This window comes from Aestuariimicrobium sp. p3-SID1156 (assembly GCF_025144225.1).
GTDB lineage: Bacteria > Actinomycetota > Actinomycetes > Propionibacteriales > Propionibacteriaceae > Aestuariimicrobium.
Genome location: NZ_JALXXB010000001.1, coordinates 366551 through 393317 on the forward strand (window position 1 = coordinate 366551; position 26767 = coordinate 393317).

Here is a 26767-nt window from a genome sequence, read left to right on the forward strand (position 1 = left end):
GCAGGGTCCACATCACCGTTCTCCGCTGTCTCGACCCAGCAATTCCCGCGCGGCCCGCCTGAACCGCGCCACGTAGGCCGCGCGGAGCTCTTGTCGGGTGGGTCGATGCCCCAGCTCGAGCGCCAGGCGATCCGCATTGACCCGGAGCGCTCGGGTTGCCACCGCCAACTTGCCGAGGGGCGTGGGCGCTGCGCGCAGTCGGGCGGCCCATTCAGCAATGCGGCTGTGCTGCGAATGACGTGAGAACTGGTCCCACAAGCTGTAGCTGGAGGAGAGTCGATGTCGGTCGAGTTCACCAATCGCAGCCGCCAGAGCCACCTCCGCCTTGAGGTCATGGGCGCGCGCGCGTACTGCACTTCGCTGGTCGTCGGTGGCCTCGTCCCACGCACGCCGCTTGTCGCTGTTGTCCGGAACACCCGACCGGGCCGCGTGGAGCAGAATGAGGAGCCGTTGGTCGAGGACGCTGGGCACCGCGATGGGGCGATGGGCCACCTCGATGGTCTCTCGACGTGTCCACAGGTCGTCGAAGGCCTGCTCCGGACCGGTGCCGATGCCCGGAAAGAACCGATGGATGTCCGCGTAGCCCAGATGCTCAGACCACATGGTGGCGGCATGCTCGAAGGGGGAACCAGTGGCGAAACTGGTGTGCATCATGCATCCCCGGGCTTCCAAGGACTTCAGAAAGCGCCGCGCATCCTGAGGTCGTACCAACACGTCCGCATCCGTGGAAGAGCGAGCAACAGGCTGCCCGTCGGCGTCCCGCTGCAGGAGGTCAGGGTGAAGAGCAGGGCCCTTGACGTGCAGCAGGTCGATTCCCTCGGTGTCCGCCACGAACTGCAGGAAGGCGTGGGTGAAGTGCACACGCAAGTGCAGGGGAAGCGTCGACGGACTACTCATCAGCAATCCACCACGTGCAGGAGCTGGGCAGCTTCAAGGTGCTCAAGGGCCTGCCGCACACGTTCCGAAGCGCTCCCGGACCCGGGTGCTCCGAACTCGTCGACACAGGCCCGGGTGAGCCGTTCGGCGGATTGGGGAGTGCGCTCGCACAACGTCATCACCAACTGGGACAGCGGGCTCAGATCCAGCAACTCGACGTCGGTGAGAACGAGTGCACCGTCCTCAGTCACCAGCATGTCTGCCACGGACGGGTGCCATGCGTAGCACCTCATGGCGTCCCCAACCATGATTCTGCTGCGCCCAGCAGCGTGGTGTGCTCCGAGTACGTCCAACGCTCGGCGCCCCCCGTCCCCTCCAGCAGTCCAGCAATGACGTGCAGCGCGGAGGGCAATTTGCTCAGCGACGAGGTCTCGTGGACCATCGCCCGGATCGCCTCGACGGTGTTGAGGCGTTCTACCTGGAAGTCCACTCCCTGGCGTCTGTCGAGCAGCACCAGATGGCGCAGTGTGGGCGTGGCGCCTGGCCTCGCGAGCCCCAGAGCATCCGGGGAAAGCTCCACTTTGGGGCCTGGAACCGCCGGCCGCGTGGACAACGGCTTCTGGTAGGGATGGATCCGGCCCCCGGGGTCCACGCCGACTGTTTCGTCGGTGAGGTATCCGTATCGGTGGGCGAGGGTTCGGGTGAGAGTGGACTTGCCTGTCCCGCCGGGAGCCACGAAGACCAGCGAATCGCCCGTGCGGGGGTTGCTCACCCCGCCCGCATGGAGCAGGAGGAGTTGACCGATCCGGGCATCAATGACGGCATGCGTGACCTCCTGGGTGAGCCTGGGCATCAACGTCTCGGCGGCGTCGCTGGTGACGACATCAGAGCTCGATTGCCCAAGCCGCAGACGAACCCATCGCAGAGCCGGATCGTCCCCATCGTGGCTGACCGTGGCGCGCGACCAGGCGTGGCGGATCTGGGCCCAGAGTGCAGCGTCAGCAGCGTCGCCGTACTGGCCCTCCTGCATCTCAAGGCCAATGCGGGCGCCCAGACCTTCCACGACAAGCCGACGGGTCACGACATCACCCTCACGTGCTCCTCGAGTCGCCCGGCGGCCGAGGGGGGCTCGAAGCCGGTCGCAGCAATCTTCGCGAGATCGAGGGTACTGTGCACCGGTCGCGGTGCCACCTGCTTGCCCCCGGAGTAGGCAGCGGTCGTCACCGGCGTGACGTCCTTGGCGGAGCGTCCGCGCAGTTCGAAGACTCGAGCCGCGATCTCCGCCCAGCTGTGAACGGGGCCCGAGTTCGTCAGGTTGTAGGTGCCATACTCAGCGCCGCTTCGGAGCAGGTGCAGCACGCCCGCCGCCAAATCTTCCGTGAACGTCAAACGACCGTACTGATCAGCGACGACCGAGGGCGACACTCCCTTGTCAGCCAAGGACGCCATCGTCCCCACGAAGTTGCGTCCCTCTCCGACCACCCAGCTGGTGCGCACGATGTAGTGCTGGGGCACCGTGGCCGCCAGCAGGTCCCCGGCCGCTTTCGTCTGTCCATAGACACCCAGCGGGCTGAATGGTTCGTCCTCGGTGTGCTCCGTCTTCACGCCGTCGAAGACGTAGTCGCTGGACACGTGGACCAGAGTCAGCCGGTGTGCTCGTGCTGCTGCTGCCAGGTTCGCCACCCCGGAGACGTTCACTGCCCAAGCATCTCGACGCCCTTGCGGAGTCTCCGCCAGGTCCACCGCGGTGTACGCGGCCGCATTGATGATCGTGTCGACGGTGGACCAGTCGTGGTTCGCGACAGCTTCAGAGTCGGTGATGTCGAACTGCTCGGACGTCAGCATCAGGGCGTCCGGAAGCTCTTTCGCGAGGGCTCGGGCCAATTGCCCTCCCGCCCCGGTGACGACGGTGCGCTTGCGCCCCATCGGCGTGACGTCGGCCAGGATCGGATGGTTCTGGTCAGCCGCCGAGATCTCGGCGTCCTCCCGAGCAATGGGCCAGTCGATACCGAGTGCCGGGTCGAAGAGGTTCACGTAGGTGTACCTCTCTCGGGCCTCGGCGCTCCAGTGGTCGTTGACCAAGTAGCAATAGGCGGTGCCGTCTTCCAGGGCCTGGTAGCTGTTCCCCACACCGCGCGGGACGAACACCGCAGTCTCTGGCCCCATCTCGACTGTCACCGTGGTGCCAAAGCCCTCACCCTCGCGCAGGTCAACCCACGCGCCCATCATCCGCCCGGTGGCGAGGGAGACGAGCTTGTCCCACGGTTCGGCATGGATGCCACGAGTGGCACCACGCGAGGCGTTGAAGGAGATGTTCTGCTGGACCGGGCCGAAGTCAGGAAGCCCGTGTGCCGTCATCTTGGCTCGCTGCCAGTTCTCCTTGAACCAGCCGCGGTTGTCCCCGTGGACTGGCAGGTGGACCACGAGCAGGCCCTCGATGGGGGTCTTCTCCACGCGAAGCTCGGCCATCACTGCCCCTTGGCCGCGTACTTGGCCTCGGTGGCCTGCTTCATGGGACGCCACCAGTCCTCGTTCTCCTGGTACCACTCGATGGTGGCGGCCAGGCCTTCACGGAAGTTGGTGTACTGCGGGGCCCATCCGAGCTCTTCGCGCAGCTTGGTGGCGTCGATGGCGTAGCGCAGGTCGTGCCCGGCCCGGTCAGTGACATGGTCATAGGCGTCACGGGGCTGGCCCATCAGTTCCAGGATCATTTCGACGACGGCCTTGTTGTTCATCTCCCCATTCGCGCCGATGAGGTACGTCTCGCCTGGCCTGCCGGCGCCCAGAATGCGGTGCACCGCCGAATTGTGGTCGTCCACGTGGATCCAGTCGCGAACGTTCTGCCCGGCGCCGTAGAGCTTGGGCCGGACGCCGTCGATCACATTCGTGATCTGGCGTGGGATGAACTTCTCCACGTGCTGGCGAGGTCCGTAGTTGTTGGAACAGTTCGAAATGGTCGCGTTGACCCCGAAGGACCGCACCCAGGCCCGGACCAGATGGTCCGAACCCGCCTTGGATGCGGAGTAGGGACTCGACGGGTTGTAGGGAGTCGTCGCGGTGAACTTCGCCGGGTCATCCAGTTCGAGGTCGCCATACACCTCGTCAGTGCTGATGTGGTGCAGCCGCTTGCCGTGCTTGCGGACGGCTTCAAGGATGGTGAAGGTCCCGATCAAGTTGGTATGGATGAACGGATAGGGATCATTCAGCGAGTTGTCATTGTGACTTTCAGCGGCGAAATGGACGACGATGTCATGGTCACCGACCAGCTTGTCCACGAGACCAGCGTCGGTGATGTCGCCCTCCACCAGAGTGCACCTGTCCTGCGGTAGGCCCTGGAGCGAGGCTGGCTGCGCGGCGTAGGTGAGGGAGTCGAGCACGGTGAGGATGTCGTCCGTGCTCTCCAAGGTCTGGTGGACGAAGTTTGCGCCAATGAACCCTGCTCCACCGGTACACAAGATGGCAGTCACAACGTTCATCCTAGCCAGCAACCGCGTTCTCGGGTTGAGCGACGACTATGCCAACGCTGTTGTGACATGCTGGCCCCATGCGCGGAATCATTCTGGCCGGTGGTACCGGCTCACGTCTGCATCCGGTAACGCTGGGTTCCAGCAAGCAATTGGTGCCGGTGTATGACAAGCCGATGATCTATTACCCGCTTTCCACCCTGATTTTCGCGGGCATTCGCGAGGTGCTCGTCATCACCACCCCGCACGAGGCGAGCAATTTCAAGCATCTGCTCGGTGATGGATCACAGTTCGGGATCTCCATCCAGTACGCAGTCCAGCCCGAACCCAGGGGATTGGCGCAGGCCTTCACGATCGGCGCGGACTTCATCGGCGATGACAAGGTCTCCCTCGTCCTGGGTGACAACCTGTTCTACGGGCCGGGGCTGGGAACCCAGCTCAGGAGCCGAGCCGATGTGGACGGGGCTGCCGTGTTCGGCTACTGGGTGGCAGATCCCACCGCGTACGGCGTGGTCGAGGTCGACGGGAACGGTTTCGCCGTCTCCATTGAGGAGAAGCCCGCGCACCCCAGGTCCAACTATGCAGTGCCCGGTCTGTACTTCTATGACAATGCAGTGGTTGAGATTGCTCGCAACCTCACGCCGTCGGCGCGCGGAGAGCTGGAGATCACCGACGTCAATCGCGTGTACATGGAACGGGGAAAGTTGCAGGTGACTCTGCTCCCGCGGGGCACCGCCTGGCTCGACACCGGCACCTTCGACTCGTTGAACGATGCGTCCAACTTCGTGAGGACGATCCAGGCGCGTCAGGGACTCCAGGTGGGCTGTCCGGAGGAGGCTGCCTGGCGTCGAGGTTTCCTGTCAGACGAAGAACTGCTTGAGCGCGCGGAGCGCTATGCCAAGTCCGGCTACGGTGCCTACCTGAGGCATTTGGTGGATCTCGGCCGCTGAGCCTAGTAGGCCCCGTCAGATCGAAAGACCGCCGACACCGTCTTGCCAAGGATTGCCAGGTCCTGAACAAAGGACCAGTTGTCGACGTAGTACAGGTCAAGCCGGACGGTGTCATCCCAGGACAGATTCGATCGACCCGAGACCTGCCACAGCCCTGTGATTCCCGGGCGCACGTCGAGACGGCGGACCACATGGGCCTTGTACTGGTCCACTTCCCGCTGTAGGGCTGGGCGCGGCCCCACCAGGCTCATGTCCCCACGGACCACGTTCCAGAGCTGTGGGAGCTCGTCGATCGAGTAGCGCCTGATGAAGCGACCCACCGTGGTCACGCGAGGGTCGTTCTTCATCTTGAAGAGCGGGCCGGCACCGTCGTTCTCTGCCGGCAACGATTCCTGGACCTCATCGGCACCGACCACCATGGAACGGAATTTGAGGCAGTTGAAGGGCTGACCGCGACGACCCACTCGGGGCTGTCGGAACAGAATGGGGCCACCATCGCCCGCCTTCACGGCGATGGCAGTGAGCAGAAGGATCGGGCTCAGGAGCAGCAGAAGCACAACGGATGCGGAGAGGTCGAACACACGCTTGAGGCCGCGTCCTGCCCGCTCAGCCTGTGGCTTGGCGATGCGGAGCAGCGGTACGCCCGCAACAGCGTGGAGGTTGACGCGTTCCGAGGCGATCTCAGTCAGTGACGGAATGACGATGAGCTGGGCGTCTTCCTGCTCGAGCTCACGGGCCAGCTGGTTGAAGTGATGGGGGCGTCGAAAGGAGCCTTCGGTGAAGACGACGGCGTCCACCCTGGACTGCCGTGTGGCGAGCACGACATCGTCCGGAGTGCCCATCACCGGAACGTCGAAAGCCCCCTCGTCACGGTCATAGGTCAGGGCGCCGACCAAGTCATATCCCACCCAGCGCTCGCGCCTCATCACCCGGTTCAGTTCGTTGACATGGACGCGGTCACCCACGATGAGCATCGGCACGCGGAGGTACCCATGGCGACGCATCCAGTGAAGGGTCTTGCGCACCAGATAGCGGGTCCCCACCAGTGCCGGGATCCCCACGACGAAGAAGAGAAAATAGAAGGCTCGCGAGAGCGGATATTGGAACAGATAGGCGCTGGCTGCCAGGAGCCCCGCAGTCATCAGTGAACCGCGAACAACGGCTCGATACTCCGTGGTTCCGGCTCCAACATGCTGGTGACGATAGCCGCCCGCGAGATGGATCATGAACAGCCAGCCGACCACGATGGCCGCCACCAGAGGGTTGACCAGCGCAGCCACATCCGGGGCCCCACCGAGGATGGGCATTCGGGTGCGGAGCTGAATTGCCACCTGCGACGTGAGAATGATCACCCACGTGTCATTGACCACAAGTGCACTGACAATCAGTGAACGTCTCCAAGGGGAACTGAGATGCTTGACCGTTGCCAGCCCGCGTACATCGGACGCCGTCAACAGATGCCTCCTCGACCAGCAGCGTCCCCCTTCAGTGACACTGTCTCCAAGCCATTATGGCATCATGGCGGATGATCCGTTTGGGTCCGAAGTGCTGCCGTTCATTGGCTGGAAATAGCTGGAGGAATCCTTCATGACCCTGCTTGACCTCGTCCGGTTACTCAGGAAGAACGCGTTGGTCCTGTTGATCGGTGGGCTCCTGGGTGGTGGTCTCGCGGCGGCGTGGACGTTGACCAGACCCACCGTCTTCCGAGCACAGGCGGTCGGTCTGGTGGTGGCCGGAGACTCCATGTCGGTGGCGAACGCAGCGCAGAGCGACCTCACGGCACAGGCAAGGGCGGGCGTGTATTCCAGCCTCATCACCACCCGCGCCGTGGCGGTGCGCGTCAATCAGGAGATGAAGACCGTGGGCGTCGCGCCAGGTAGTTACACGGCCTCTGTGCGGCCCGGCACGGGGTTCATCCAGATCTCTGCGGCCGCGCCCTCGGCTCGCTCAGCACAGGCGACAGCTGACGCAGCCTTGAAGGCGCTGACAGCAGAGGCACTCCGGATGGAAACCTACGCCCAGGCGGAGCAGCGGGGAGCAGCTGCCAAGGATTTGTCGAAGCTGACGAGCATCCACATCCTCCCCTATGAGCAGGCTCTGGCGCCCGCAGCGCCAGAGCGCCCCGACCTCATCCGCAATCTGATTCTTGGGTTTCTCGCGGGGCTCTTGCTCGGTCTGACCTACGCGTTGGTCAAGCGTCAGCTCGACGTGAGGGTGCGCACGAAGAAGGATGTCGAGGAACTGACCGGGAGGCCAGTACTGGGGCTCATTCCTGACTCCAAGGACTTCCGTAAGCAGCGTCAGGGGAAGGGTGTGATGGAAGTGGGCGGGGTTGCCGGCGAGGCGCTGCGGAAGCTTCGCACGAACCTGCGCTTCGTCCACGTCGACAACCCGCTCACCAGCATCGTCGTGTCCAGCGCCAATCCGGGCGAAGGCAAGTCCACGGTGGCCTCCAACATCGCTCGACTGCTGGCGCTTTCTGGGCAGCAAGTCACTGTTGTCGACTGCGATCTTCGGCGCCCCACGCAATCAACGATCTTCGGGGTGGACCCAGGGATCGGCCTTTCCCAGGTGCTGGTAGGCGATGTGAACCTGGAGGACGCGGTCGTCGAGACCGGGGTTTCTGGCCTTCGCCTCCTTCCCGCGGGTCGGATCCCGCCCAATCCCAGCGAGCTCCTCGGGTCCCAACGAATGGTTGACCTGCTCGAGGAGTTGCGCCGGACACAGATGGTGATCATTGACGCACCACCGATGCTGGCGGTCACGGACGCCTCTGTCCTGTCGGCGGTGACTGACGGAGTGCTCTTGGTGGCCGTGGGTGGTAGGACTGAGCGGGAACATGTCAGGGTCTGTGCTGAGCAACTCGGGATGGTTGGCGGAGCGCTCTTGGGGACTGTGCTGAACCGCCTCACGCGCGGTAGCTTCGGTGACGCGAGCTATGGCTACGGCTATGGGTACGGAAAGGGTTACGGCACGAAGGGTGGGTATTACGCTGCTGCAGCACCCGAGATCGGCATGGTGATCCCAGCTGCCATCGCTCAGCGGCCGTCAGGACGCACGGATCTTGCGGTCGATGACGAGCCGAGCGGCGGGTTTACCAGAGTGGCCGCACGGATGTCCCCTCGCGATGCTGACGGGCGCAGGCAGTGAGTTCCTCCGGCGTGGGCAATCCCACGCGTGTGGGGAGGCCGTCAGATGTCGACGGACAGCCGATGACCCGCGCGCTGGCCAGTCTGGTCGCGATGGACTTCCTGCTGGGATTGGCTCTCACGTGGGATCGCTACCCACTGCCGGGGGTCAACCAACCGACAGGCATCCTCGTCATGGCCCTGGTGATCGCCCTGGGGGTCACCCGACGACCGACGCGACGCGTCGCGGGCCTTGGGAGCATCGCCCTGGTGTACTCATTCATGGTGGCGTGGGCCATTGCTGTATCGGCGCTCAACGGGTTCCCATGGCAGATTCGCGCCACGAAGATGATGATCCTGCTTGCGTTCGGAGCAACGATCGCAGTGGGCCGGATCCATGCCCAGTCCCTGATCACCGGCTATCTGGTGGGGGCGCTCCTGAATGCTGGCTTGTTCTATGCTGGGTTTGCCCCGAACAATTACCCGCCCTACCTGACAGGTTTCATGACGGACAAGAATGTCGCAGGCCTGGTGTATGCGGTTCTGCTGATCGTGGGGCTGGTTCTTTTCACCCGCCGTCGCGGGCAGCTCATGCATGTCGCCGTATTCGCAGTTCTGCTCTTCCTGACGGGTTCGCGTACATCCATGGCGGCAGCAGCCGTCGCTCTTCTCTGGGTAGCTGTTCGAAACAAGTTCAGCGTGGTTCCGCGCCTGGTGCTGGCTGGCGGGATCATCTGGTTCCTTCAGTTCGTCGAAGCCCGCTTTGCTCGAATCGGGGTCTTCGCCAACCGGGAGGGCACAGATTGGTTCAGGGAGCAGGTGGATCTCGCCACGGAGGCAAAGTTGGCGCGATCCCCGTGGTGGGGGGATGGCCTCGGCACGGCATGGGTCGACGTGGGCAGCGCCGACTTCATGTTCTTCCACAACTCCTATTCCGCCCTTCGCATCGAAGGAGGATGGGTCATGGTCGCCATCATGCTCTATCTCGTTGCGTACAAGGGGATGGGGCTGCTGTCCACTGCGCAGGTGCCGCGCAACCTCGCCCTTGTGGAGGGGGGTCTGCTGGTTCTCCTGGTGACGGCCTCCCGACTCGGAGAAGTGTTCTTCACGACACCAGCTCTCCTCCTCCTCGGCCTTGCCTGGGGCTGGAGATTCGGCGTGGAGGAGGTATCCGACACCAAGCCTTCACTGTCCGAACAGCGTGTCGACTTCTCGTCCCAGGGCTTCAGCAAAGCGTGATTCGCTGAAACCCTGTGCGTGGAGCTCGATGCTCGCGGGGTCCCATTCCCTACCCCGACTCTCTCGCACCGCTGTGGCGATTGCCTCAGGAGTGGGGTCTGCGAAGAACAGCCCAGAGATACCCTCTTTCACCGTGTCCAGATAGCCCCCAGCTCCGAGGGCGATCGTGGGGACGCCAAAGGCTGCGGCTTCCAGTGGGGTCAGCCCGTAGTCCTCGAAACTTGGAGCGACCAAGGCGGATGCGTGCTGGTAGACCCAGGAGAGTTCAGCGTCGCTGATTCCTTGGAGCATTCGGGCGTTCGTCGGCAGCTGGCGCCGAAGTTCGGCTTCCAGGGGGCCTTTGCCAACAACCACCAGCCGTTCGGTGGGTAGCTCGCGGAAGGCATCCAGGACGTGCGAGACATTCTTGTAGGGAAGAAGTCTGGAGACGACCAGGAAGTACCCGGGGCCCCAGTCAGACAGCGCAGTCGGCCGAACACCTTCCGCCGCGGAGGTGAGGGCTGGCGGCGCTGGCACGACCTGTGCCTCGATTCCGTAAACGTGTCGAATGCGTTGACGAATGACTGTGGAGTTGGCCAGATACTTGTCGGCGCTGGCTGCAGCCTGCTGGTCCCAGCGGATGAGCGCCGGACGAATGGCAGCCAGTGCCCACCCGATGGGAGACCGCCAGGTGGGCTTCCCCAAGTACTCGTCGGCGAGGTACAGGAACCGGGCAGGGGAATGGCAATAGACGAGCTTCTTTCCATTTGTTGAGAAGCCGTGGGCATACCCAGTGGTGGAGACCAGGAGAACATCGGCATCGATGGTTGGGGTGCGGTCAATGCCCCAGGGATAGAGGGGCAGACCGAGCCGGTGATCGCGTTGAAGCAAACGGATCCGCGAGAGTGTCTCAGAGGTGAAGATCTTCGCCTCCGCGAACTCCGGAAAGGTGGTTTCCGGGGTGTAGATCGTCGTGTAGATGGGTGCCTCTGGGAAGGCCCGATGCATGGCCAGGACTACGCGCTCGGCTCCCCCCCGCTGGGTGAGGTAATCATGCGCAATGGCGATCCTTGGTCGGGGCATCAAAAGTCAGCCCGCGTCTCGTGTGGGCGCTGATAACCGCTGACAGCCGCGCTCTCGACCAGAAGCGCGACAAGCTTGTGGCCAACGTAGGTGGGCAGTATGGGCGCAAAGAATTGTACCGTTGCGGACGCCGCGCGAAGACGACCTCGGTCGAGGTGTGCGGCACTGAACGATACTACTTGGTTCCAGATTCCCCTTCGGCCAGCCTGGGGCGACAGGATGGCTGACCCATGCACTTCTTCAAATGTTCTTCGCGCCGCTCCGGAGTGAAATGCTCGCTTCACTCGCGACCAGACATCCGCCGCTGCTCCGGTATGCAAAACCTCTGCTCCTCTGACCAAGCGAATCGTCACCCCTTCGCGCGCCAGCCGGTAACCCCAGTCGACGTCCTCCCAGCCATAGGTGCGATAGGAGGCGTCATATGGCCCGACCTTGCTCCACAGGTCGCGGGTGGTGGAGACGTTCCCTCCCCACAGGCGCCAGAGCTCCGAGGAGGGTGTTTCATATGCGCCCGATTGGAACCGCCGGTCTGCTTCTCTCCCGTAGATCCGTGCGTAGGCGTTGTCCGGCAGAACGTTGAGGCACAGACCGATGGATCCGCCGGGCTCCGCTGCATGGCTCATCTTGTGCTGACGCACATAGTCGGGCTGTGGCACCAGATCGTCATCACAACGGATCAAGACATCCCCCCTGGCCTCCGCGAAGCCGGTGTTCAAGGCAGCGACGCGGCCGCGGTTCTCGGGAAACACGATGCTGCGAACGGCGAGGTGGGAGTATTTGGCCACCACGCTGGCCGAGTCGTCGATGTCACCGTCGATGACGACAATCGCTTCCCACTCGGGGTCGTCCTGGGCGGCGAGAGCCGACAGCAAGGCAGGGAGTCGAGCGGCTCCCCCACGGCTCGGTACGACGATGCTTGCGAGCGCCATCAGATCTCCCTACTCAGCGCGGACATGAGCTTTGCGATCCTTCGTGCTCCACCTTCGGGGGAGTAGTGCTCCCTCCATCTGGCAAGGGATCGGGCCCTCAGATCCGGAGCACCGGGATCCGTCGCCGCGCGCACGATCACGTCCGCCAGTTCATCGGGCCGGCCAGCTCGGGCCACCCACGGGTACTCGGCTCCAGCGACCTCGGGAAGAGCCCCGGCGTCGGAGATCACGAAGGGTACTTCGGCGGCCATGGCTTCTGCGACCACGAGCCCGAAGGACTCCGGCGCGATGGACGGTACGACCAGCAGATCCACCGAGTTGAAGAAGTCCTCGCGGTTCACCCAACCCGGACGATCCACCAGGTGCCTTACCGGCGCCAGCGCCATTTCGACCTCGTGCTCGGCCTTGGGAGATACGAAGCGTGGCTCCCCTGCGAGTAGGAGCCGGTACATTTCTGGATGCCGCTGTTCGATTAGGGTGAGCGCTTGCGCCAGGGCGACCACGCCCTTGTCCACCGAGGGACGCCCCAGGAATCCAAGCACGAACGGTTCTCCCGGCTGCCGAGTCCGCTGTGAGGAGGGCAGCGGTTCGGTCCAGTTCTCCAGTGCGGTGCTGCCCGGGACCTTGCCACTCAGGCTGTGTGATGGCACCAACACTCGCCGCGCCCTCCACGAGGCCAGGCGTGCGGCGAACACCTGTGACCCGTGTGGTTCCTGATGCAGGTGTACGATGCGATTGCCGTGCCCAGCAGTGGCCAGCGCAGGACGCAAGCCGTTACACCACAGCAACCCGTGGCGTTGCCTGCTGTCCCAGCGTCGCAAACCCCGAAGGTAGTCGACGGTACCCCGTCCGTGGATGGTGGTAGCCGGAAGGCCCTCGCTCATTGCCGCCCGAGCCACCTCGTCGGGTTCCGCTGGGGTGACAACTGAGACCTCGTGCCCGCCCTCACGCAGGGCACGCGCGATTGCCAGCAGCATGACCTCGCCGCCGCCGATCTCGCCATGGTTGGCAGCCAGGGTGACCTTCATCGCCACACCTGCTCGTAGACGTCCACGATCCCTCGCTTCATCCCCGCGACGGTCGGCCAGTTCTCAGGCAAGGAGGGGCGCCGCCAGAGGTCCTTAGCCTGATTCATCATCAGGTTCGACACCCGCGTGGGGTCCCGGGCTTCCGTGAGGCAGTCCCGAGCGAGAAACTCCGGATTTCCACCGACCGGTGTGGCCACCACGCCGAGCCCGTGCGCAGCTGCGTCCAGCAGCGTGTAGGAGGCGTTCTCCCACGCGGAGAGCTGTACCACCACGTCGTGCGATGCGAGAGCCTCGCTAGCGCAGACATGTCCGGGGAAGGTCACATTCTGCAGGCGGGCCGAGGCTGCCTGCTGCTCCAGGGGTTCCCGCAGGGGCCCGTCGCCAGCGATTGTGAGGCTTATCTGGGGAAGTGACGCCTGGACGTGTCCGAAGGCTTCCAGGACGAGATGGATGTTCTTCTCATGAGACAGCCTCGACAGGGAAAGGAACCGCGTCCCGGGTTCGCCCTTGCGCTCGACTGGGCGGTCGATGCCATTGGGGATCAGCACCACTCGGGCGCGTGGGCGCCACGTGGACTGGACCAGTTCACACGTCGACCGGCTCACTCCGATGATGGCGTCCGTTCGCTGGCACCGGGCCCAGTGCAGGGCGCGTTTGAGGGTGGCCTTGACTGCATTGGCGTTGTAGAGGGTCCGATCCGCTGCGATTCCATGCTCTGTGGAGACCAGCTTGGTTGGGAGACCGGCGCTGGCCGCTGCAGACAGGAGATCCGCGCGGGCGAGGTGGGAGTGCACCACCTGCGGCTTCACCTTGTTGATGGCTGCCCTGAGCCGCCGCACCGCCGTCCAGGTGCTGACGCCTTCCCCCATCTCGGTGGGCAGGACCGCTACACCCCGGTCGTGGAGCGCGTCCAACAGGGCCCCCTCGGGTGCCGCCACGACGACGTCCCAGCCCGGAAGCCCGCCTGTGGTGGCATCCAGCACGTGCCTGGCCACCCCAGCCAGGTTACTGACCGGCGTGACCCACAGGGCGGTGCTCATGTCAGAACCACTTTTCCAAACGGTCAAGTGCTGTCCAGAAGCCCTGTCCGTTGTTGGTGTGGCCCATCCAGATCTCGGGGATGAACGAAACCCCGGGGGAGAGCTCCTCCAGCTGTCGGGCGAGCACTGGCCAGTCCACCTCACCCTCACCGATCTGCGGGCCCTCCCCGTCGACGCCCTCGGCGTCCACGATGTGCAGATGGTCGCTCAGCGGGGCGAGCTTCTCCACGTACTCGCTGAAGGGACGCTTGTGGAAGTTGGCCGCCAGCTTCGAGTGCGAGACATCGAAGGTGAGGCGCTGGCCGTACTGCTCACAGAACTCGACCGTGTCCTCCAGGCCCATGAACAGGTTGTGGTACTGCTGGCCACCCATCAACCAGGGGTAGGGCGGGAGGGTCTGGGCAGTGAGGCGCACGTCGGTGGTGTCGAGGCGCTCGATGGCCTGGGCGATGCGGGCATACATCGCGGGGCGCTCTGACGGGTCCACGAAGCCGTCAGCGGTGAAGCCGCCCATGGTAGCGATGAACACCGGCGGCGCGTCGAGGGTGAAGTACTTGGTCAGATTGCGGGTGATGTCGAGGCATTTCTGCGTCTCAGCGATCGACCGCTCCCAGACCGCGTCATCCGGGCTGGCCAGGTTGACGATGAAGTCGCCCGCATAGAGGTCGGGCAGGTGGACCGTGAAACCCATTGGCAGGCGCCCGTGGAAGATTTCGTCAATGTCCAGCTCCACGTCCTTGTAGGACATGTGGAACTCGATGAAGTCGGGGTTGGTGCCCTCGATGAGCTTGGCGAAGTCGTGGTAGCGCACCGGCAGGCCCCAGGGCCGACGGAAGTGGTAGTTCCGCCCCTTCGACACGGTGTCGGTGAGATCGCCGGGGTAGAAGAAGTCGCCGGCCTCGACGGTGCGCTGCGCGATGCGGCCCAGCAGCTCGTCCAGCTTGTTGGGTTGCAGGCCGCGTCCGGGGGACCTCACATCCACCATCCCGCGGGTGATGGTGGTGCCTGCCTCAATGCGCTGGGAGGCGACCAAGGACTTGGCCAGATTCACCCGATTCATCGATTCACCAGTGGAGACCACGCGGGCCTCCCCGTCTCCGAGGGATTCCTCGAGTTCGCGGATGCGGGCGACCATGTCGCCGAATTCGTGGGGGAGCAGGGAGACCTTGTGGTCGTTGCCCTCCAGCGTCCGGTCGGTGGTGAAGTGCTTCTCGATGATGCGGGCGCCCAGGGCGACAGCCGCCAGCGGGATGTGGTAGCCCCGCTCGTGGCCGGAGTAACCGACTGGACCGCCAGAGATCTTCGCCAGCCGCGTCAGGTAGCGCAGGTTGATGTCCTTGAAGGGCGCCGGGTAGGTCGACTGGCAGTGCAGCATGGCGAATGGTGACCCGGAGTTTCGAAGCAGCTCGGCGGACTCCTTGATCTCCTCCTCGGTGCTCATGCCGGTGGACACGATCAGCGGCAGCCCCGTGGCAAACATGTCCTCGAGCAGGGCGTGGTTGGTCATGTCCGCGCTGGCGACCTTGAGACCGGGCACGCCATAGTCAGCGAGGACTCTCACACTTGGCGTGTCCCATGGCGTGCAGAGAATGTCCAGGTCGCGGACCTTGCAGTGATCGAAGACCTCCACCATCTGGTCGGCGTTGAGGGAATACTTGCCGAGCAGGTTGAGCGTGTACTGGGCGCCGAGGTCCTCGCCGCCGCTGGCTGCGCCGGACTGGCGGTAGAGCGCGTCCATGTCGCGGAGCTGGAACTTGACGATGTCGGCCCCAGCATCGGCAGCGAGATCGACCAGGTCCTTGGCGAAGGCCACGTCGCCCTGGTGGTTGTTCCCGATCTCGGCGATGATCAGGGTCGGATCCTCGGCCGAGACACGGTGGCGTCCGATCTGGAAGGCGCGGCGGTCGTTGGAGGCCACCGCCACGAATCGGCCGGAGGCGTCCACCAGCGGTACGTGGCTGATCGCGCCGGCGATCAGCTGGTCAATGTCCCCATGCGGAGCATCAATGGACGCTCGGACGCAACGGTTGTTGGCAGCCTTGCCCGCAGCAGACTCGAGCGAGGCATCAGGGGAGGCGAGTAGCCACCGCCGGATGTCACCGTCGGAGAGTGAGCCGACCAGGTGGCCGTGGTGGTCGGTGACGAATGCGATGCGGGACTTGTTCGTGTCGATCCTGCCAAGGGCGGTGCGGACGCTGTCGTCCTCAAGGATGGTGAAGGCTCCGATGTGGCGGTCGATGATCATGCGTTGTCCTTACGATCGCCCGTGGCTGCCTGCAGCCCGAGCAGGATCTGTTCGGCGGTCGCGAAATCGTGGCGGGTGTCGATGTCGGTTCCCTCGACATCGTTCATGACGAACAGGGCAACCTGGCCCCCGAGGCGGTTGTCGCACTGTTCGTAGATGTCCGTTCGGGTCAGGTAGACCGAGCCTGTCTCGCGATATCTAAGTTGCTCTGGGGTCATGTCCTGCCGGCGTGGGCGGTGTTCATAGTCATACTCGGCGGCGACGTGAGGGGCATTTCGCCAGATGAATGGCGGAGCGGACACCACGCCGACCATGGAATCGGCGCCTGCGCGGGTGAACTCGTCGACGGCGCGGGCCAGCGTCCCGGGGAGGCGAACGGGCGATGTGGCCTGAAGCAGCATCACCGTGTCTGGCCGTTCTGCCTGCTGGGTCAAGGTGTCGATGACATGTCGGACGACCGGTTCCGTGGCGGTCGCATCTTGTGCGAGCTCGACGGGTCGCTTGATGACCTCCGCGCCGTACAGAGTCGCAACCTCCGCGATCTCATCGTCCTCGGTCGAGACGATGACTCGTAGGTTGAGCACCTCGAGTGCTGACTCAATGGTCCAGGCAATGAGCGGTTTTCCTGCGATTTCCAACAGGTTCTTGCGCGGGATGCCCTTGGAACCACCCCTGGCCGGGATGACGGCGACGAGTCGGCTCACGGACGCCCTCCAATCGAGTCGCTGCCCCTTGCGCGACGGTGTCACTCTTTACACAATACCTTGCCGAAACCGGCGTGCCCCCCATCAGCGGCCGATCGTTACGCTCCCACCAAGAGTGCTACTGCTGGGCCGGAAGGGTTTCGTTTCCCACGAGCCAGCGGACCCAACTGGCAACTATGTTGTCAGCGCTCACGGTTCAATCCACAGCTCACCAATGCGTCGCGCTGGCTCCCGGTCCGGCTCTCGATACCGCGTGGGCTCTGGATCGCCCCAACGGGAAAGTTCGTACCTGTCCCACAGCTCTTCCAGCCATCGCGGCGGCTGGGAATGGAAGACCCACGAGGGCACACCGCGAGCGGCTGCCTCCAACACCCCCGTGGAAAAGGCCGCAACGACCGGGCGGTCGATAGTGGTCAGCGCTCCGCCCTCTGCAAATTCCATGCCCATTCGCTTCCAGACACGGTGTTGAAACCTGGACAGCTTGTCCTCCTCTCGCGGATGAGGCCGGTACAGAGCGCGGGTCTCCCGCCAGAACTGTGTTGTCGATTGCGTCATGGAGAGCCGCGAGAGCTCCGCGCCGTGGAGCTGGCCGAGGTAGACGGGAGTCATGAACCGGCTGATGTGCTCTGCCGGGTTGGCAGCCGCAGCGTTGAGCATCGCCGAGCCGGTGACCTGGATATCCAGATCCGATCTTCCTTCGCGAACAAAACTGGCATCGGCCTCCGACCACGCGAGGTAGCGAGCTCCGAAAGGTGGCGGGGGAGCGAAGGGGGTGAGGACCCCATGTTGCACTACCCATTCGACCAAACCACGGGACGTGGCCAGTTCATGAGCCCACGCCCCGACCGCCAAGTGATCGCCAATGGAAGCGACGGAGGTCAACGCCGCCAGAGCGGCCTGCTGATCGGATTCCGGGAGGCGCCTCCACCCCTTGCCGGGAAGTGTTAGCTGCAAGTGCGCTGGCGTCGCGACAATGACATCCACGTCGCCGGCCTCAAGCGGTGCGAGGAGCGAATGGTGGTTCGTCGGGGACGTCGAGTCGCAGGCCACCAGCAGCCGAGGCCTAGGTCCCCTGCTCCAGAGGTGGAGTCGGAGTGTCTGCGGGGAGGGAGCGCTGAGGCGGTCCTTCAGGCCATGAAGGCGACGGCGGGACTGCTGCCACCGCTGCCAGGAATCCTTGTCGGTGAACGTCAGGCCCACAACTGTTCCACCTGTCGCGCGCGGTGGACGAAGGTGTGGTGGGCGAGGGTGCGCTGCTGTGCCCGACGGCGAATCGCGTCGCCCCATCGATCGTCGCTGATGCATCGGCCTGAGAGGTCGATGAGTTCCTCAGGAGAGTCGTAAACGAGTACCTCACTCCCGGGTTCATACAAGTCAGAGACGTCAGCGCGGTCGATCAGCTGGACACCTCCAACCCCCGGCACCTCGAAGGTCTTCATGGTGAAGCCGTCCTGGTCAAAATGAATGTTGAGTGCCGCCGGCGCCCCAGCCGTCATCGCATAACCCTCTTCACGTGGCACGTCGCGCAAGGAGTGGACCTTGGGGCGAGACCATTCCCACGTGCGGGCGCGGTCGAAGGGGTGGTGGCTCCAGGAACGGCCCACTGCGGTGACGGGGACCCGCGCTTCGCACAGTGCTTCAACCAACTGCTGTCGGCGGGGGTATCGAGCACCGACGAACAGGATGCCTGGAACGTAGCGGGCATGCCGGGGAGTCATCGAGTCATCAAACGCATTGTGAACGTGAATGCAGAGGCGTCCCTCTGTGACCAGTTGCTGAGTGTCCAGCGTGGAATAGCTGATCAACTGCGGGAATCGGTCCAACGATTCGGAAGTGTGACGTGTTCGCCGCACCTCGTCCCACAGCCACAGGATGGGTCGCGCCCCCACCCCCTGAACCGCATCAAAGACGGGGTCGGCGATATTGTCTCCCCGCAAGAAGAGTACGACGTCCGGTCTGGTCTCACGGATGAGGGTCGCGGTGGGTTCGTTGGCCTCGGCTCCTGCATGGGGGGCCCGCGCCAGCCGCGCCGGGAGCTCCACCCTCAGTTTGTGGCGGAATTTTGCACCGGCCGTATCCAGCCGGTCGAACTCATCAACCATGACCTGATAGCCGAGCCGGCGGAATCCGCGGGCGATCGACTGCCCGTACCCATGAAAGGTGGGGGTGACGAGAAGCAGCTTGAGATCTCTCAATTGATTCCTAATCGTCGTCTCGCACTGAATTTGGGTCAGGCAGCCTTGCCTACGGGCCACATGCCGGGCTACTAAGATCATGCCATGACACGCGTGGCGTTGGTGACTCCTTGGAACGTCAACGACCCCCGTGCTTGGTCTGGCGTCGTACAACCGATGACCCAGTCGCTGGCCCAACATTGCGAGCTAGTGCCCGTCAGTACTCAGGCGGTCCCGGATGCGCTGTTGGATCGGGCTCTAGCCCGTCTGCTGGATCGTCGTTGGGGGCGCAGTTATCTGGTCGGCCACGCACTCGCCACCAGTCTCAAGCGCGGTGCTGCACTGGATCGACGACTCAAGCAGGTGAGTCCCGATGTCGTAGTGGCAGTGGCGGCCTCACAAGACATCGCCTTCTCCCGGTCGGGTATTCCCGTGATCCAGGTGTCCGACACCACCCTGGAAGCCATCTCCGGCTACTACGGCTTGTTCACCGATGTGCACAGCATCTCTCAATGGCAAGCCCAGGTCATCGCAGCGTTCTCCTCTCGCCGAGCTAGTCACACCCTGGCAGCGACGGACTGGGCTCGCGAGGCTCTGGTGCGCGACGACAAGATTCCGCCCCACGCTGTTTCAGTGGCCCCTTTTGGTCCAGCTATTCGCCCAGGTGGCAAGCTGGGTCCACGGCCCTCGAGGGGTCCGACAAAGGTGCTCTCGGTCGTCAGCGATTGGGATCGCAAGGGCGGGGATCGAGTGGTGAGGGTATTCGAGGCGCTGCGAGCTCGCAATGTGCCCTGCGAATTCACGATTGTGGGACGAACCCCCCAACTCCCTTCGGGGATCCATGCCCCTGGGGTCATTGGACGCGATGAGCTGGCCGCGATGTACAGGAGCCACGACGTGCTGCTTGAACTCGCCAGAAGCAACGCCGCCGGGGTGACGCTGACGGACGCGGCAGGCTTCGGACTCCCGGCGATCGCCACAAGGACGGGGGGAGTGCCGACCATCGTTGCCGATGGCGTGAGCGGAATACTGGTGGACAACACTGATGAGGCAGCGATCACGGCGGCCGTGGACGCGATTGCCCAAGGTCGCTCAGAGCTGAACCATCTGTCGCGCGGAGCCGAGGAGAGAGCGGCAACGGTCCTCAACTGGGACGCCTGGTCCGCGACGGCTCTTCGCGTGGCGGAAAGCGTGGTAGGAGGGCCTGACGCATGACAACGTGTCTCGTGCTGACAAGCGGTAAAGCCTCCGACGGACCGTATGGCGTGGATCAGCTGGAAAGGTGTGGGGTTCGCCTCACCGAGGTGAGCACCGCGAGGACGCGCATTCATCGGAAGATCGCCGACGTGCTGCACCACCGTTCCGGAGCACCAATTGACAAGGCGGTTCGGTCCCTCGGCCTGGCCGCCCGGGCAGACATTGTGCTCGCCTTTCTCGAGGCGCAGGCCGTCGCTCCGTCGTGGGCAAGCGCCCATGGGCTGCCACCCTACTCGTCCACCCCCCTCACGATGATGGCCTGCTGGCTCGCTGACGAGTTGCGCGCCGCAAGTCGGGAAAAGCGCCGGGCAGTCGTGCGGAAGTATCGTGGGGTCGACCTCACGCTCGTCTGGAGTGCCAACCAGCTGGACATCCTGCACGATTGTGGGTTTCCTCGCGAGAAGATCGAATCCATTCCATTCGGGTTTGCGCCGGGTCTGTTCCCGCCGCGGAGCGATTTCAGCGTCCATGGGCCCCTCGTGGCGGTCGGATCGGATCGAGGACGCGACTATCCCACCCTATTGGCCGCCATGCAGGGATCAGGGCTCGAGCTGGACTTGATCTGCAAGGAAAGCAACCTGGAAGGGGCCACCGTCCCTTCGGGGGTCAACTTTCGGGGCACGATCCCCTACGGCGACTACCGCGCGGCTCTCGCCAACGCCGCTGTGGTGGCAGTCCCCACCAAGGTGATGGCCTACCCCACGGGGCAGACCGTCGCACTGGAGGCGGCAGGAAGCGGCGCTTGCGTTGTGGTCACCGATACACCAGCGATGAGGGAGTACTTCAGCGATGAGACAGCGGTGATGGTTCCGCCCCATGACCCCGCGGCTTGGCGTGCGGCACTGGTCGAGCTGTCACGCAATGACACGATGCGCGCGCGAATCGCATCGGCAGGCAGTCAGCATGTTCACTCACGATTCACCTATCTACAGATGTGGCGGCACGTAGTCGAGCTGTGGCGCGAGCGGTCATGGATCTAGGTCGGGGGCCTGGCCGCGGGGGTGGGGTCGTCCGCTCCGGGCCTTCCAGCCGCGGTACACGAGTCGACACTCCTGCTCGAGGGTCGCGAGGGGTCTCACGTCAGCGCCGCGAAGCCTCCTCATGCAGTTCCATCCAAAGTTGATGAGGGACGCTGTCAGCAGCGCGAGGGCCAGCGGGGCGGCATGTCCCCACTTTGCCTCGTAGACGAACTGGCCGTCGGTCACCCACTGCCGGCGTCGTTCGGGATCGCTGGAGCCACCACCCTCATGATCAACAACGATGGAGGGGAGGACTACTGACTTCACGCCTTGGGCCAGCAGCCGTCGCTGGAGGTCTATTTCCTCTGAGTTCATGAAGTAGCGCTCGTCAAAGCCACCGATGCGGCGGAACTCCTCCGCGGGGATAAGCATGCAGGCGCCGACAACCCAGTCCACGGATGTGCCTTCTGGAGAAAGCTGTTTCGGGTTCACGTGGCCAACCAGCGTGTTCCACAGAGACGTGTCCCGCAGGCGTGCCAGCGGCGTCAACCAGGCGAAGAAGGCTTGGCGGCTTCGCGGCCAGAACTTGCCCACGGCTCGCGGGCGGCATGATTCCCTGATGCTGGGGCTCGCCACGGCGGGTTGCCAGGGCTCCGCGCTCTTCACGAGTGCCGCCACGAAACCAGGATGGATGGTCAGGTCGCTGTTCAACACCAGAAGGAGGTCCCCGCTCGCCTGCGAGGCGCCCAGATTCACAGTGCTTCCGAACCCCCGGTTCGCCGACGCGCGAACAACCTCGACCCCCTCGACGGGGGGAAAGGGGATGGGTGAGCAATCATCAGCCACGATGATCTGGGTCACGGGTTCGTCCCGTAGGGAGTTGACCAATGGCAGGGTCTCAGCTGGGTCACCGTAGAAGGGGATGATCGCGCTGATTGTGCTCATAGCGGGCTCCGGGTGCCATGTCGGAGGGACTCCAACACTCTGCTGAGCTGAAACGTGGCCCCTCTGACGGCGACACGGAGACGGCCTTCGCGTGTTGCCTTGGGGAGCTGTTTCGCCCAATGCCAGAACCAACGTGCGGACGTCTTCCAGCTCGCCACGGGCGGGGTATTGGGCCGATGCTTGAGATACAGCCGCACGTGAGCCTTGCCATAGCGGTATTGCTGGCGAAGCAATGGCTTCCAGCCTGGACGCAATCGGTAGTCAATGCCTGCTTCTGGCACGTGGGCCATGCGGAATCCCGCGTCATGCATGCGCCAGCCAAAGTCGACGTCCTCTTGGCCCAGGTGTAGTTCTTCATCGAACGGTCCGATGCAGCGGATCACCTCGCGATGGAAACCCATGTTGCCGCCGGGCAGGAATGGCTTGAAATTCATGGAGAGCGGCAACCCATCGGGGAACCATACTGGTTCTGGGTCCGAGGAGCCGGGAGTGAAGGCGTGGAGGGGTCCGCTGGCGGCGTCGGTTCGTGCAAGGGCATTGCGCATCGCGGCGACCCAGGTGGGATGGACGCGATCATCACCATCGCAAATGAGGATCAGCTCCTCCTGGGTTGCTTCTATGGCGGCATTCCGCGCGCCGGCGACGCCCGGCCTATGCGATGAGTCAGTGATAAAGATGCCACCATGACGGGCAGTCCACTCCTCAGCAATTTTCCGCGTGTCGTCACTGGACCCGTTGTCGCTCACGACCACGCGAAAATCGAGGTCAGTCTGGGCGTCCAGTGCCGCGAGCTGCTCTCCCAGAGTCGAGGCCACGTTCTTCGCCGGGATGATCACCACTACTCGCTGGTTCAATGTGGCCCTCCTGATCTTCGACGGGATCTCGAGTCGTGAACGATGCCAGTAGCGCGGGTGAGCACGGCGTCCAGAGCGAGCCCAGCCGCATCGCTGGAGTGCTCACGAAGGATCGCCTCGCGCAAAGTATCAGCGCGTCGTTGGGAGACGCTCGGATCTGAAAGGTTCTCCCGGATTGCCTTCGCGAAGACTTCTGCGTCGTCTGTCACCCAGGAGTTGCTCTCAAGAGCAGGGATTCCCTCTGCGCCAACAGTTGTCGAGACAACCGGAACACGGTGTAGCGCAGCTTCAATCGTTTTGAACTTGACTCCAGCGCCGATCCACAGCGGCACGACAGCGAGGGAGGCCTGCTCGTATTCGGCGGACAGGTCCTCGACGAAACCCCTGACATCGTAACCCTTGGCAGACAGCTGCTGAGCCAAACCGTCAGCCATGCTGCCGACCAACCTGATCTCCAGATCTGGAACATCAACGAGTAGCGGGCGGACGTGCTCGTCGAACCATTCCAAGCCGTGCACATTCTCGTAGCGCCAGCTGGAGACGAGCAGCAGACGGCTCCGGGCCGGACGACGGGAAGGATTCGAGGGCGCTCGCACCGGAGCCGGGACGACCATGGCTTTGAGTCGGCCCTCCAAAGAGAGGAGTCGCGCGTCCTTCTCGCTGAGTACCACCACCACATCCGCGATCCTGCATATGCGTCTTTCGACGATGCGGGAAACCCAGACCGCAACATGATGGCGCACTCGTTGTTTTCTGGAGGTCGCGTGGCGCGCATACCGGCGATGCGACTGGGACATCACGTCGTGGAGGACGATGACTCGCGCAGCGTGGCCGTTCAAGCGTTTTAGCAGTCCTACTTGGTCAGCAGTGTGTTGCCACTGAAGAACGATCACGTTGGCGGATTCGATGAGGGCCCGCGCCCGGCCATCCGCCCGCAGTGAGTCCGACACCTCCAGGTCTCGGAGGGTGGGGAACCACGCGCGAAGCCTCCACCACACCCTCGACGCCAGGCGCGGAGCCCGACGCGGAACGCGGTTCAGGGCGACCGATGGGATGATCGCCTTCCCCAACTCGCTGGTTAGTGACCGGCCGGGGATCACCAGACACGTGACATCCGCATCTCGGGCCCATCGGCGCAACTGGGCCGTCGCGAAGTTCTGGCCCGCATTACCTGCGTGCAAAACCGGCACCACGTGCATGATGTTCAGCAGGCGCGGCCGATCCACCGCCGTGGCATCACGTTCTGTCTCGGTTATGCCCATAACCCTTCTGCGTCGGTCCGTGCGCGGCACTGTCAATGTCCAGCACCCTAGTCCTCGCTTGCCAGACCGGACCTGGGGGTGACGTTGTCAAGAGATCCACTTGTTTCCGTCATCATCCCATGCTTCAACATGGGCCGCTGCCTTGATGAAGCGGTCAGCAGCGTGACTGCACAGACCTACCCGGCGATAGAGATCGTGATCACCGATGACGGGGCCACCGACGGTGAGACACTCGCCAGCCTCCGGAGACAGGAGGAAGCCGGCATCACTGTGCTTCGCCAAGCCAACGCGGGACCCGCAGCCGCGCGCAACGCAGCCCTTCGGGTTGCTCGCGGCGAATTCTTCATGCCGCTCGACGACGACTTGATCGAGCCGCCATACATCGAGGAGGCTGTTCGGGCGATGGCGGAGGATCCCGAACTGGGCATCGTCTATTGTCGCGCGGAGATGTTCGGCTCCGTCTCGGGTGAGTGGCGGTTGCCGCACTTCAACTATCCATACCATCTCCTGTGGAATGCGATCTTCGCGTGTGCCCTGTTCCGACGCGAAGACTGGCAGACGGTGGGCGGCTACAACGAAGACCTCAAGGGACGCGAGGACCACGACTTCAGCCTCAGAATCCTTGGATTGGGAAGGACTGTCCACAGGTTGGAGGGTGTCTACTTCCGTTATCGGCGAGGCCGGCCGCATAGCGTCAACGACGCCATTCACGCCCGCAGCGCTCGAGACCGCATGATCAGCACCTATGCCACGATGTTCCGGACGAACAGGCGGGTCTACCTCGACCACGCCGAGGATTTCTTCACCGGAATCTTCGCGGTCGTGGACGAGCGGAACGAGCTGTACCAGAGGTACAGGCATCTTGAAAAGCTGCGTCGTTCACGTCTCGGTTCCGCAGGGCTGGCGCTATTGAAGAGCTTCTACCGTCACCCCCGCCTCTCCCGCAGGAGTTCCGCGGAGGCCGGCCGCGGCCAGTGATGAATTTGGGCGAGTAGCCTCTATAATCGGCCCGTCAAGCGCCCATGAGGGGCGCGCCCTGTCTCATGAGGTGAACACCGGTGACCCTGCTCGACATCGTGCGTCTTCTCCGTCGGCGTTGGATGACGCTCTTGCTTGGAGGGCTCATTGGGCTGGCGCTTGCCGCGGCCTACTCCTTCGTCCAACCCGTTGAGTACACCGCCTCCGCAAGCGGCTACATCGTGAGTGGCTCCTCCACGCGAACCATCAACACCGACCCCACGAAGGCCCAAGGGATCGCCGATTCCTACCTTCCCCTGGCCAACACCAAGGCCGTGCGGCAACGCATTCAGAACCATCTCAAGAACGATCCCTCGGGGGCCCGAGAGGGCAGCATCCGTGCCTCGATGCTCCCGGGGACCAACGTCGTGTTGATCACTGCCGGTGGGGATACCCCGCAGAAGGCGCAGGCTGTTGCCAACGCAGGGCTACGTGCCTTCGCAGAAGAGGTCAATCGGCTGGAGAGTCTCAACCCGGCGGCAGCCTCGGTGGGGCCCGATGGAAAGCTGGAAGACATCCCCACCACCGCGCGTCCCCGGATTGCCTTGGTGGGGTTCGAGCCGGCCGAGCTACCCAGCACCCCCTCGTCGCCCAACTGGCTGCGGAACCTTGCCGGTGGGCTGGTCGCCGGCCTCGCTCTTGCGCTCGTGTGGATCTACCTGCGCAAGGCCCTGGACGCCCGGGCCCGCGTCGGGGATGAGGTTGAGCAGCTGGCCGATGCAAGCGTCCTGGGCGTCATCCCCCAGAGTCCCGAGCTGGGCAAGCAACGCAAGAAGGGCAAGGACGTCGCGGCCATGGGTGTGGCAGGCGAAGCCCTCCGATCGCTTCGCACCAACCTTCGCTTCGTGAAGGTCGACTCCCCCCCGAAGGCCATCGTGGTAACGAGTGCGAACCCGGGGGAGGGCAAGTCAACGGTGGCAGCCAACCTCGCGCGCGTCTTGGCCGAGTCCGGCCAGCAGACGGTCATCGTTGACGCGGACTTGCGGCGTCCCATGCAGGCAACCGCCTTTGCCCGCGATGGGAAGGTTGGTCTCACTCAGCTCCTGGCGGGCCAGGTGCGCCTGGCCGATGCGCTCCAGGAGACTGATACGGCCAATCTCAAGCTGCTCCCCGCTGGTCGGATCCCCCCAAATCCCAGTGAGCTATTGGGGTCACGCCACATGAGCGAACTGCTCAAGACCCTGGGGCAGCGCTACACGGTGATCATCGACGCCCCGCCGGTGCTGCCGGTCACCGACGCTGGTCTGCTCACCGCCTCCAGCGACGGTGCGCTGCTGGTGGTGCGGGTGGGCAAGACGTACAAGGACCAGGTGTCGCTGGCCGCCAAGATCATCCGAAAGGCGGGCGGGGACCTGCTGGGCACGGTGATGAACGGCGCCTCCAAGCGCGAGCTCGGGGAAGTCATGTACGGTCACGGCGGCTACGGTTCCACCTCCTACGCTTACCAGGAAACCGAGCAGCCCAAGAGGCGCGGCAAGAGGGTTCGAGAAGAGCCGCTGGATGATGACACCAGGACGCATCCTGTCGTGACCGACGAGGACCCCATTCGGCCCAGCCGCTCACTGCCGGAGTTCTAGCCCCAGCTCGGAGGAATGTGCGAAACCTCACGCCGTGATCTCGAGACTTGCCTTGAG

24 protein-coding genes are annotated in these 26767 nt (G+C 63.9%); 7 read left to right on the forward strand and 17 right to left on the reverse strand.

All coding sequences use genetic code 11. The features are described 5' to 3' along the window. Positions 1 to 12 precede the first annotated feature (12 nt). The 5 genes from M3G03_RS01685 to rfbB are packed head-to-tail and all read right to left on the reverse strand — an operon-like array spanning position 13 to position 4352. Positions 13 to 897 carry a nucleotidyltransferase family protein gene (locus M3G03_RS01685; RefSeq protein ID WP_259807620.1) on the reverse strand — a complete coding sequence of 295 codons (885 nt, stop codon included), beginning with the start codon at positions 895 to 897 and terminating at the stop codon, positions 13 to 15. Then, the gene (locus M3G03_RS01690) at positions 897 to 1142 is read right to left on the reverse strand and encodes a hypothetical protein (protein WP_259807622.1); all 246 of its coding nucleotides are present in this window, start codon (positions 1140 to 1142) and stop codon (positions 897 to 899) included. The genes M3G03_RS01685 and M3G03_RS01690 overlap by 1 nt, the downstream gene beginning before the upstream one ends. Positions 1143 to 1165: 23 nt before the next feature. Then, positions 1166 to 1957 (reverse strand): hypothetical protein, encoded by a 792-nt coding sequence (locus M3G03_RS01695; protein WP_259807624.1) that lies wholly within the window; start codon positions 1955 to 1957, stop codon positions 1166 to 1168. Then, entirely contained in the window at positions 1954 to 3345 is a 1392-nt protein-coding gene (locus M3G03_RS01700; RefSeq protein ID WP_259807626.1) for a sugar nucleotide-binding protein, read from the reverse strand. Before M3G03_RS01700 ends, M3G03_RS01695 begins: the two co-directional genes overlap by 4 nt. After that, positions 3345 to 4352, reverse strand: coding sequence for a dTDP-glucose 4,6-dehydratase (gene rfbB, locus M3G03_RS01705; protein WP_259807628.1), 1008 nt, complete (start codon positions 4350 to 4352; stop codon positions 3345 to 3347). The genes M3G03_RS01700 and rfbB overlap by 1 nt, the downstream gene beginning before the upstream one ends. Before the next feature lie 68 nt (positions 4353 to 4420). Between rfbB and rfbA the strand changes: the two genes are divergently transcribed. Further along, a complete protein-coding gene (gene rfbA, locus M3G03_RS01710; protein ID WP_259807630.1) occupies positions 4421 to 5290 on the forward strand; it encodes a glucose-1-phosphate thymidylyltransferase RfbA in 870 nt (289 codons plus the stop codon). Positions 5291 to 5292: 2 nt separating this feature from the next. Here the strand turns inward: rfbA and M3G03_RS01715 are convergent, their stop codons facing one another. Continuing rightward, entirely contained in the window at positions 5293 to 6621 is a 1329-nt protein-coding gene (locus M3G03_RS01715) for a sugar transferase (protein WP_259807632.1), read from the reverse strand. Between the two features lie 256 nt (positions 6622 to 6877). Between M3G03_RS01715 and M3G03_RS01720 the strand changes: the two genes are divergently transcribed. Both M3G03_RS01720 and M3G03_RS01725 read left to right on the forward strand, forming a co-directional pair. Further along, the gene (locus M3G03_RS01720; RefSeq protein ID WP_259807633.1) at positions 6878 to 8440 is read left to right on the forward strand and encodes a polysaccharide biosynthesis tyrosine autokinase; all 1563 of its coding nucleotides are present in this window, start codon (positions 6878 to 6880) and stop codon (positions 8438 to 8440) included. A 62-nt stretch (positions 8441 to 8502) separates the two neighbouring features. After that, positions 8503 to 9657, forward strand: coding sequence for a zinc ABC transporter permease (locus tag M3G03_RS01725; protein ID WP_259807634.1), 1155 nt, complete (start codon positions 8503 to 8505; stop codon positions 9655 to 9657). On the opposite strand, the gene M3G03_RS01730 is transcribed toward M3G03_RS01725, so the two are convergent. The 8 genes from M3G03_RS01730 to M3G03_RS01765 form a co-directional block, all read right to left on the reverse strand. After that, the gene (locus tag M3G03_RS01730) at positions 9604 to 10719 is read right to left on the reverse strand and encodes a glycosyltransferase (protein ID WP_259807636.1); all 1116 of its coding nucleotides are present in this window, start codon (positions 10717 to 10719) and stop codon (positions 9604 to 9606) included. The two genes, M3G03_RS01725 and M3G03_RS01730, sit on opposite strands and share 54 nt — an antisense overlap. Further along, complete coding sequence (locus tag M3G03_RS01735) at positions 10719 to 11648, reverse strand: glycosyltransferase family 2 protein (RefSeq protein WP_259807637.1); 930 nt, start codon at positions 11646 to 11648, stop codon at positions 10719 to 10721. The genes M3G03_RS01730 and M3G03_RS01735 overlap by 1 nt, the downstream gene beginning before the upstream one ends. Then, positions 11648 to 12676 (reverse strand): glycosyltransferase family 4 protein, encoded by a 1029-nt coding sequence (locus M3G03_RS01740; protein ID WP_259807638.1) that lies wholly within the window; start codon positions 12674 to 12676, stop codon positions 11648 to 11650. The genes M3G03_RS01735 and M3G03_RS01740 overlap by 1 nt, the downstream gene beginning before the upstream one ends. Further along, entirely contained in the window at positions 12673 to 13716 is a 1044-nt protein-coding gene (locus M3G03_RS01745; RefSeq protein WP_259807640.1) for a glycosyltransferase family 4 protein, read from the reverse strand. Before M3G03_RS01745 ends, M3G03_RS01740 begins: the two co-directional genes overlap by 4 nt. A gap of 1 nt (position 13717) precedes the next feature. Further along, a complete protein-coding gene (locus tag M3G03_RS01750) occupies positions 13718 to 15961 on the reverse strand; it encodes an N-acetylneuraminate synthase family protein (RefSeq protein ID WP_259807644.1) in 2244 nt (747 codons plus the stop codon). Further along, positions 15958 to 16665, reverse strand: a complete 708-nt coding sequence (locus tag M3G03_RS01755; protein WP_259807645.1) for a cytidylyltransferase domain-containing protein — start codon at positions 16663 to 16665, stop codon at positions 15958 to 15960. The genes M3G03_RS01750 and M3G03_RS01755 overlap by 4 nt, the downstream gene beginning before the upstream one ends. A gap of 189 nt (positions 16666 to 16854) precedes the next feature. Then, on the reverse strand, positions 16855 to 17649 hold the full coding sequence (locus M3G03_RS01760; protein ID WP_259807647.1) for a hypothetical protein: 795 nt from the start codon (positions 17647 to 17649) through the stop codon (positions 16855 to 16857). Positions 17650 to 17855: 206 nt separating this feature from the next. Further along, positions 17856 to 18860, reverse strand: a complete 1005-nt coding sequence (locus tag M3G03_RS01765; protein ID WP_259807648.1) for a glycosyltransferase — start codon at positions 18858 to 18860, stop codon at positions 17856 to 17858. A gap of 189 nt (positions 18861 to 19049) precedes the next feature. Here M3G03_RS01765 and M3G03_RS01770 point away from each other — a divergent pair, with 189 nt between their 5' ends. Further along, positions 19050 to 20054 (forward strand): glycosyltransferase family 4 protein, encoded by a 1005-nt coding sequence (locus tag M3G03_RS01770; protein ID WP_259807649.1) that lies wholly within the window; start codon positions 19050 to 19052, stop codon positions 20052 to 20054. Positions 20055 to 20350: 296 nt separating this feature from the next. Further along, complete coding sequence (locus M3G03_RS01775) at positions 20351 to 21076, forward strand: glycosyltransferase (protein ID WP_259807650.1); 726 nt, start codon at positions 20351 to 20353, stop codon at positions 21074 to 21076. Here the strand turns inward: M3G03_RS01775 and M3G03_RS01780 are convergent. Genes M3G03_RS01780 through M3G03_RS01790 form a run of 3 tightly spaced genes read right to left on the reverse strand, consistent with a single transcriptional unit; the run spans position 21065 to position 24116 of the window. Further along, the gene (locus tag M3G03_RS01780; protein WP_259807651.1) at positions 21065 to 22000 is read right to left on the reverse strand and encodes a glycosyltransferase family 2 protein; all 936 of its coding nucleotides are present in this window, start codon (positions 21998 to 22000) and stop codon (positions 21065 to 21067) included. The two genes, M3G03_RS01775 and M3G03_RS01780, sit on opposite strands and share 12 nt — an antisense overlap. After that, entirely contained in the window at positions 21997 to 22836 is an 840-nt protein-coding gene (locus tag M3G03_RS01785) for a glycosyltransferase family 2 protein (protein ID WP_259807652.1), read from the reverse strand. The genes M3G03_RS01780 and M3G03_RS01785 overlap by 4 nt, the downstream gene beginning before the upstream one ends. A gap of 14 nt (positions 22837 to 22850) precedes the next feature. Beyond that, on the reverse strand, positions 22851 to 24116 hold the full coding sequence (locus M3G03_RS01790; RefSeq protein ID WP_259807653.1) for a glycosyltransferase family 4 protein: 1266 nt from the start codon (positions 24114 to 24116) through the stop codon (positions 22851 to 22853). 78 nt (positions 24117 to 24194) lie between these two features. On the opposite strand from M3G03_RS01790, the gene M3G03_RS01795 reads away from it, so the two are divergent. Continuing rightward, positions 24195 to 25094 (forward strand): glycosyltransferase, encoded by a 900-nt coding sequence (locus M3G03_RS01795; protein ID WP_259807655.1) that lies wholly within the window; start codon positions 24195 to 24197, stop codon positions 25092 to 25094. Positions 25095 to 25174: 80 nt separating this feature from the next. Further along, the gene (locus tag M3G03_RS01800) at positions 25175 to 26710 is read left to right on the forward strand and encodes a polysaccharide biosynthesis tyrosine autokinase (RefSeq protein WP_259807657.1); all 1536 of its coding nucleotides are present in this window, start codon (positions 25175 to 25177) and stop codon (positions 26708 to 26710) included. Positions 26711 to 26767 lie beyond the last annotated feature (57 nt).

Bases quoted from the DNA above. Each gene is read 5' to 3' on its own strand.
- M3G03_RS01750 (WP_259807644.1), bottom strand. From the start codon at position 15,961: ATGATCATCGACCGCCACATCGGAGCCTTCACCATCCTTGAGGACGAC.
- M3G03_RS01740 (WP_259807638.1), bottom strand. From the start codon at position 12,676: ATGAAGGTCACCCTGGCTGCCAACCATGGCGAGATCGGCGGCGGCGAG.
- M3G03_RS01725 (WP_259807634.1), top strand. From the start codon at position 8,503: ATGACCCGCGCGCTGGCCAGTCTGGTCGCGATGGACTTCCTGCTGGGA.
- rfbB (WP_259807628.1), bottom strand. From the start codon at position 4,352: ATGAACGTTGTGACTGCCATCTTGTGTACCGGTGGAGCAGGGTTCATT.
- M3G03_RS01775 (WP_259807650.1), top strand. From the start codon at position 20,351: ATGGCCTGCTGGCTCGCTGACGAGTTGCGCGCCGCAAGTCGGGAAAAG.
- M3G03_RS01735 (WP_259807637.1), bottom strand. From the start codon at position 11,648: ATGGCGCTCGCAAGCATCGTCGTACCGAGCCGTGGGGGAGCCGCTCGA.
- M3G03_RS01780 (WP_259807651.1), bottom strand. From the start codon at position 22,000: ATGAGCACAATCAGCGCGATCATCCCCTTCTACGGTGACCCAGCTGAG.
- rfbA (WP_259807630.1), top strand. From the start codon at position 4,421: ATGCGCGGAATCATTCTGGCCGGTGGTACCGGCTCACGTCTGCATCCG.
- M3G03_RS01790 (WP_259807653.1), bottom strand. From the start codon at position 24,116: ATGGGCATAACCGAGACAGAACGTGATGCCACGGCGGTGGATCGGCCG.
- M3G03_RS01745 (WP_259807640.1), bottom strand. From the start codon at position 13,716: ATGAGCACCGCCCTGTGGGTCACGCCGGTCAGTAACCTGGCTGGGGTG.
- M3G03_RS01730 (WP_259807636.1), bottom strand. From the start codon at position 10,719: ATGCCCCGACCAAGGATCGCCATTGCGCATGATTACCTCACCCAGCGG.
- M3G03_RS01720 (WP_259807633.1), top strand. From the start codon at position 6,878: ATGACCCTGCTTGACCTCGTCCGGTTACTCAGGAAGAACGCGTTGGTC.
- M3G03_RS01685 (WP_259807620.1), bottom strand. From the start codon at position 897: ATGAGTAGTCCGTCGACGCTTCCCCTGCACTTGCGTGTGCACTTCACC.
- M3G03_RS01700 (WP_259807626.1), bottom strand. From the start codon at position 3,345: ATGGCCGAGCTTCGCGTGGAGAAGACCCCCATCGAGGGCCTGCTCGTG.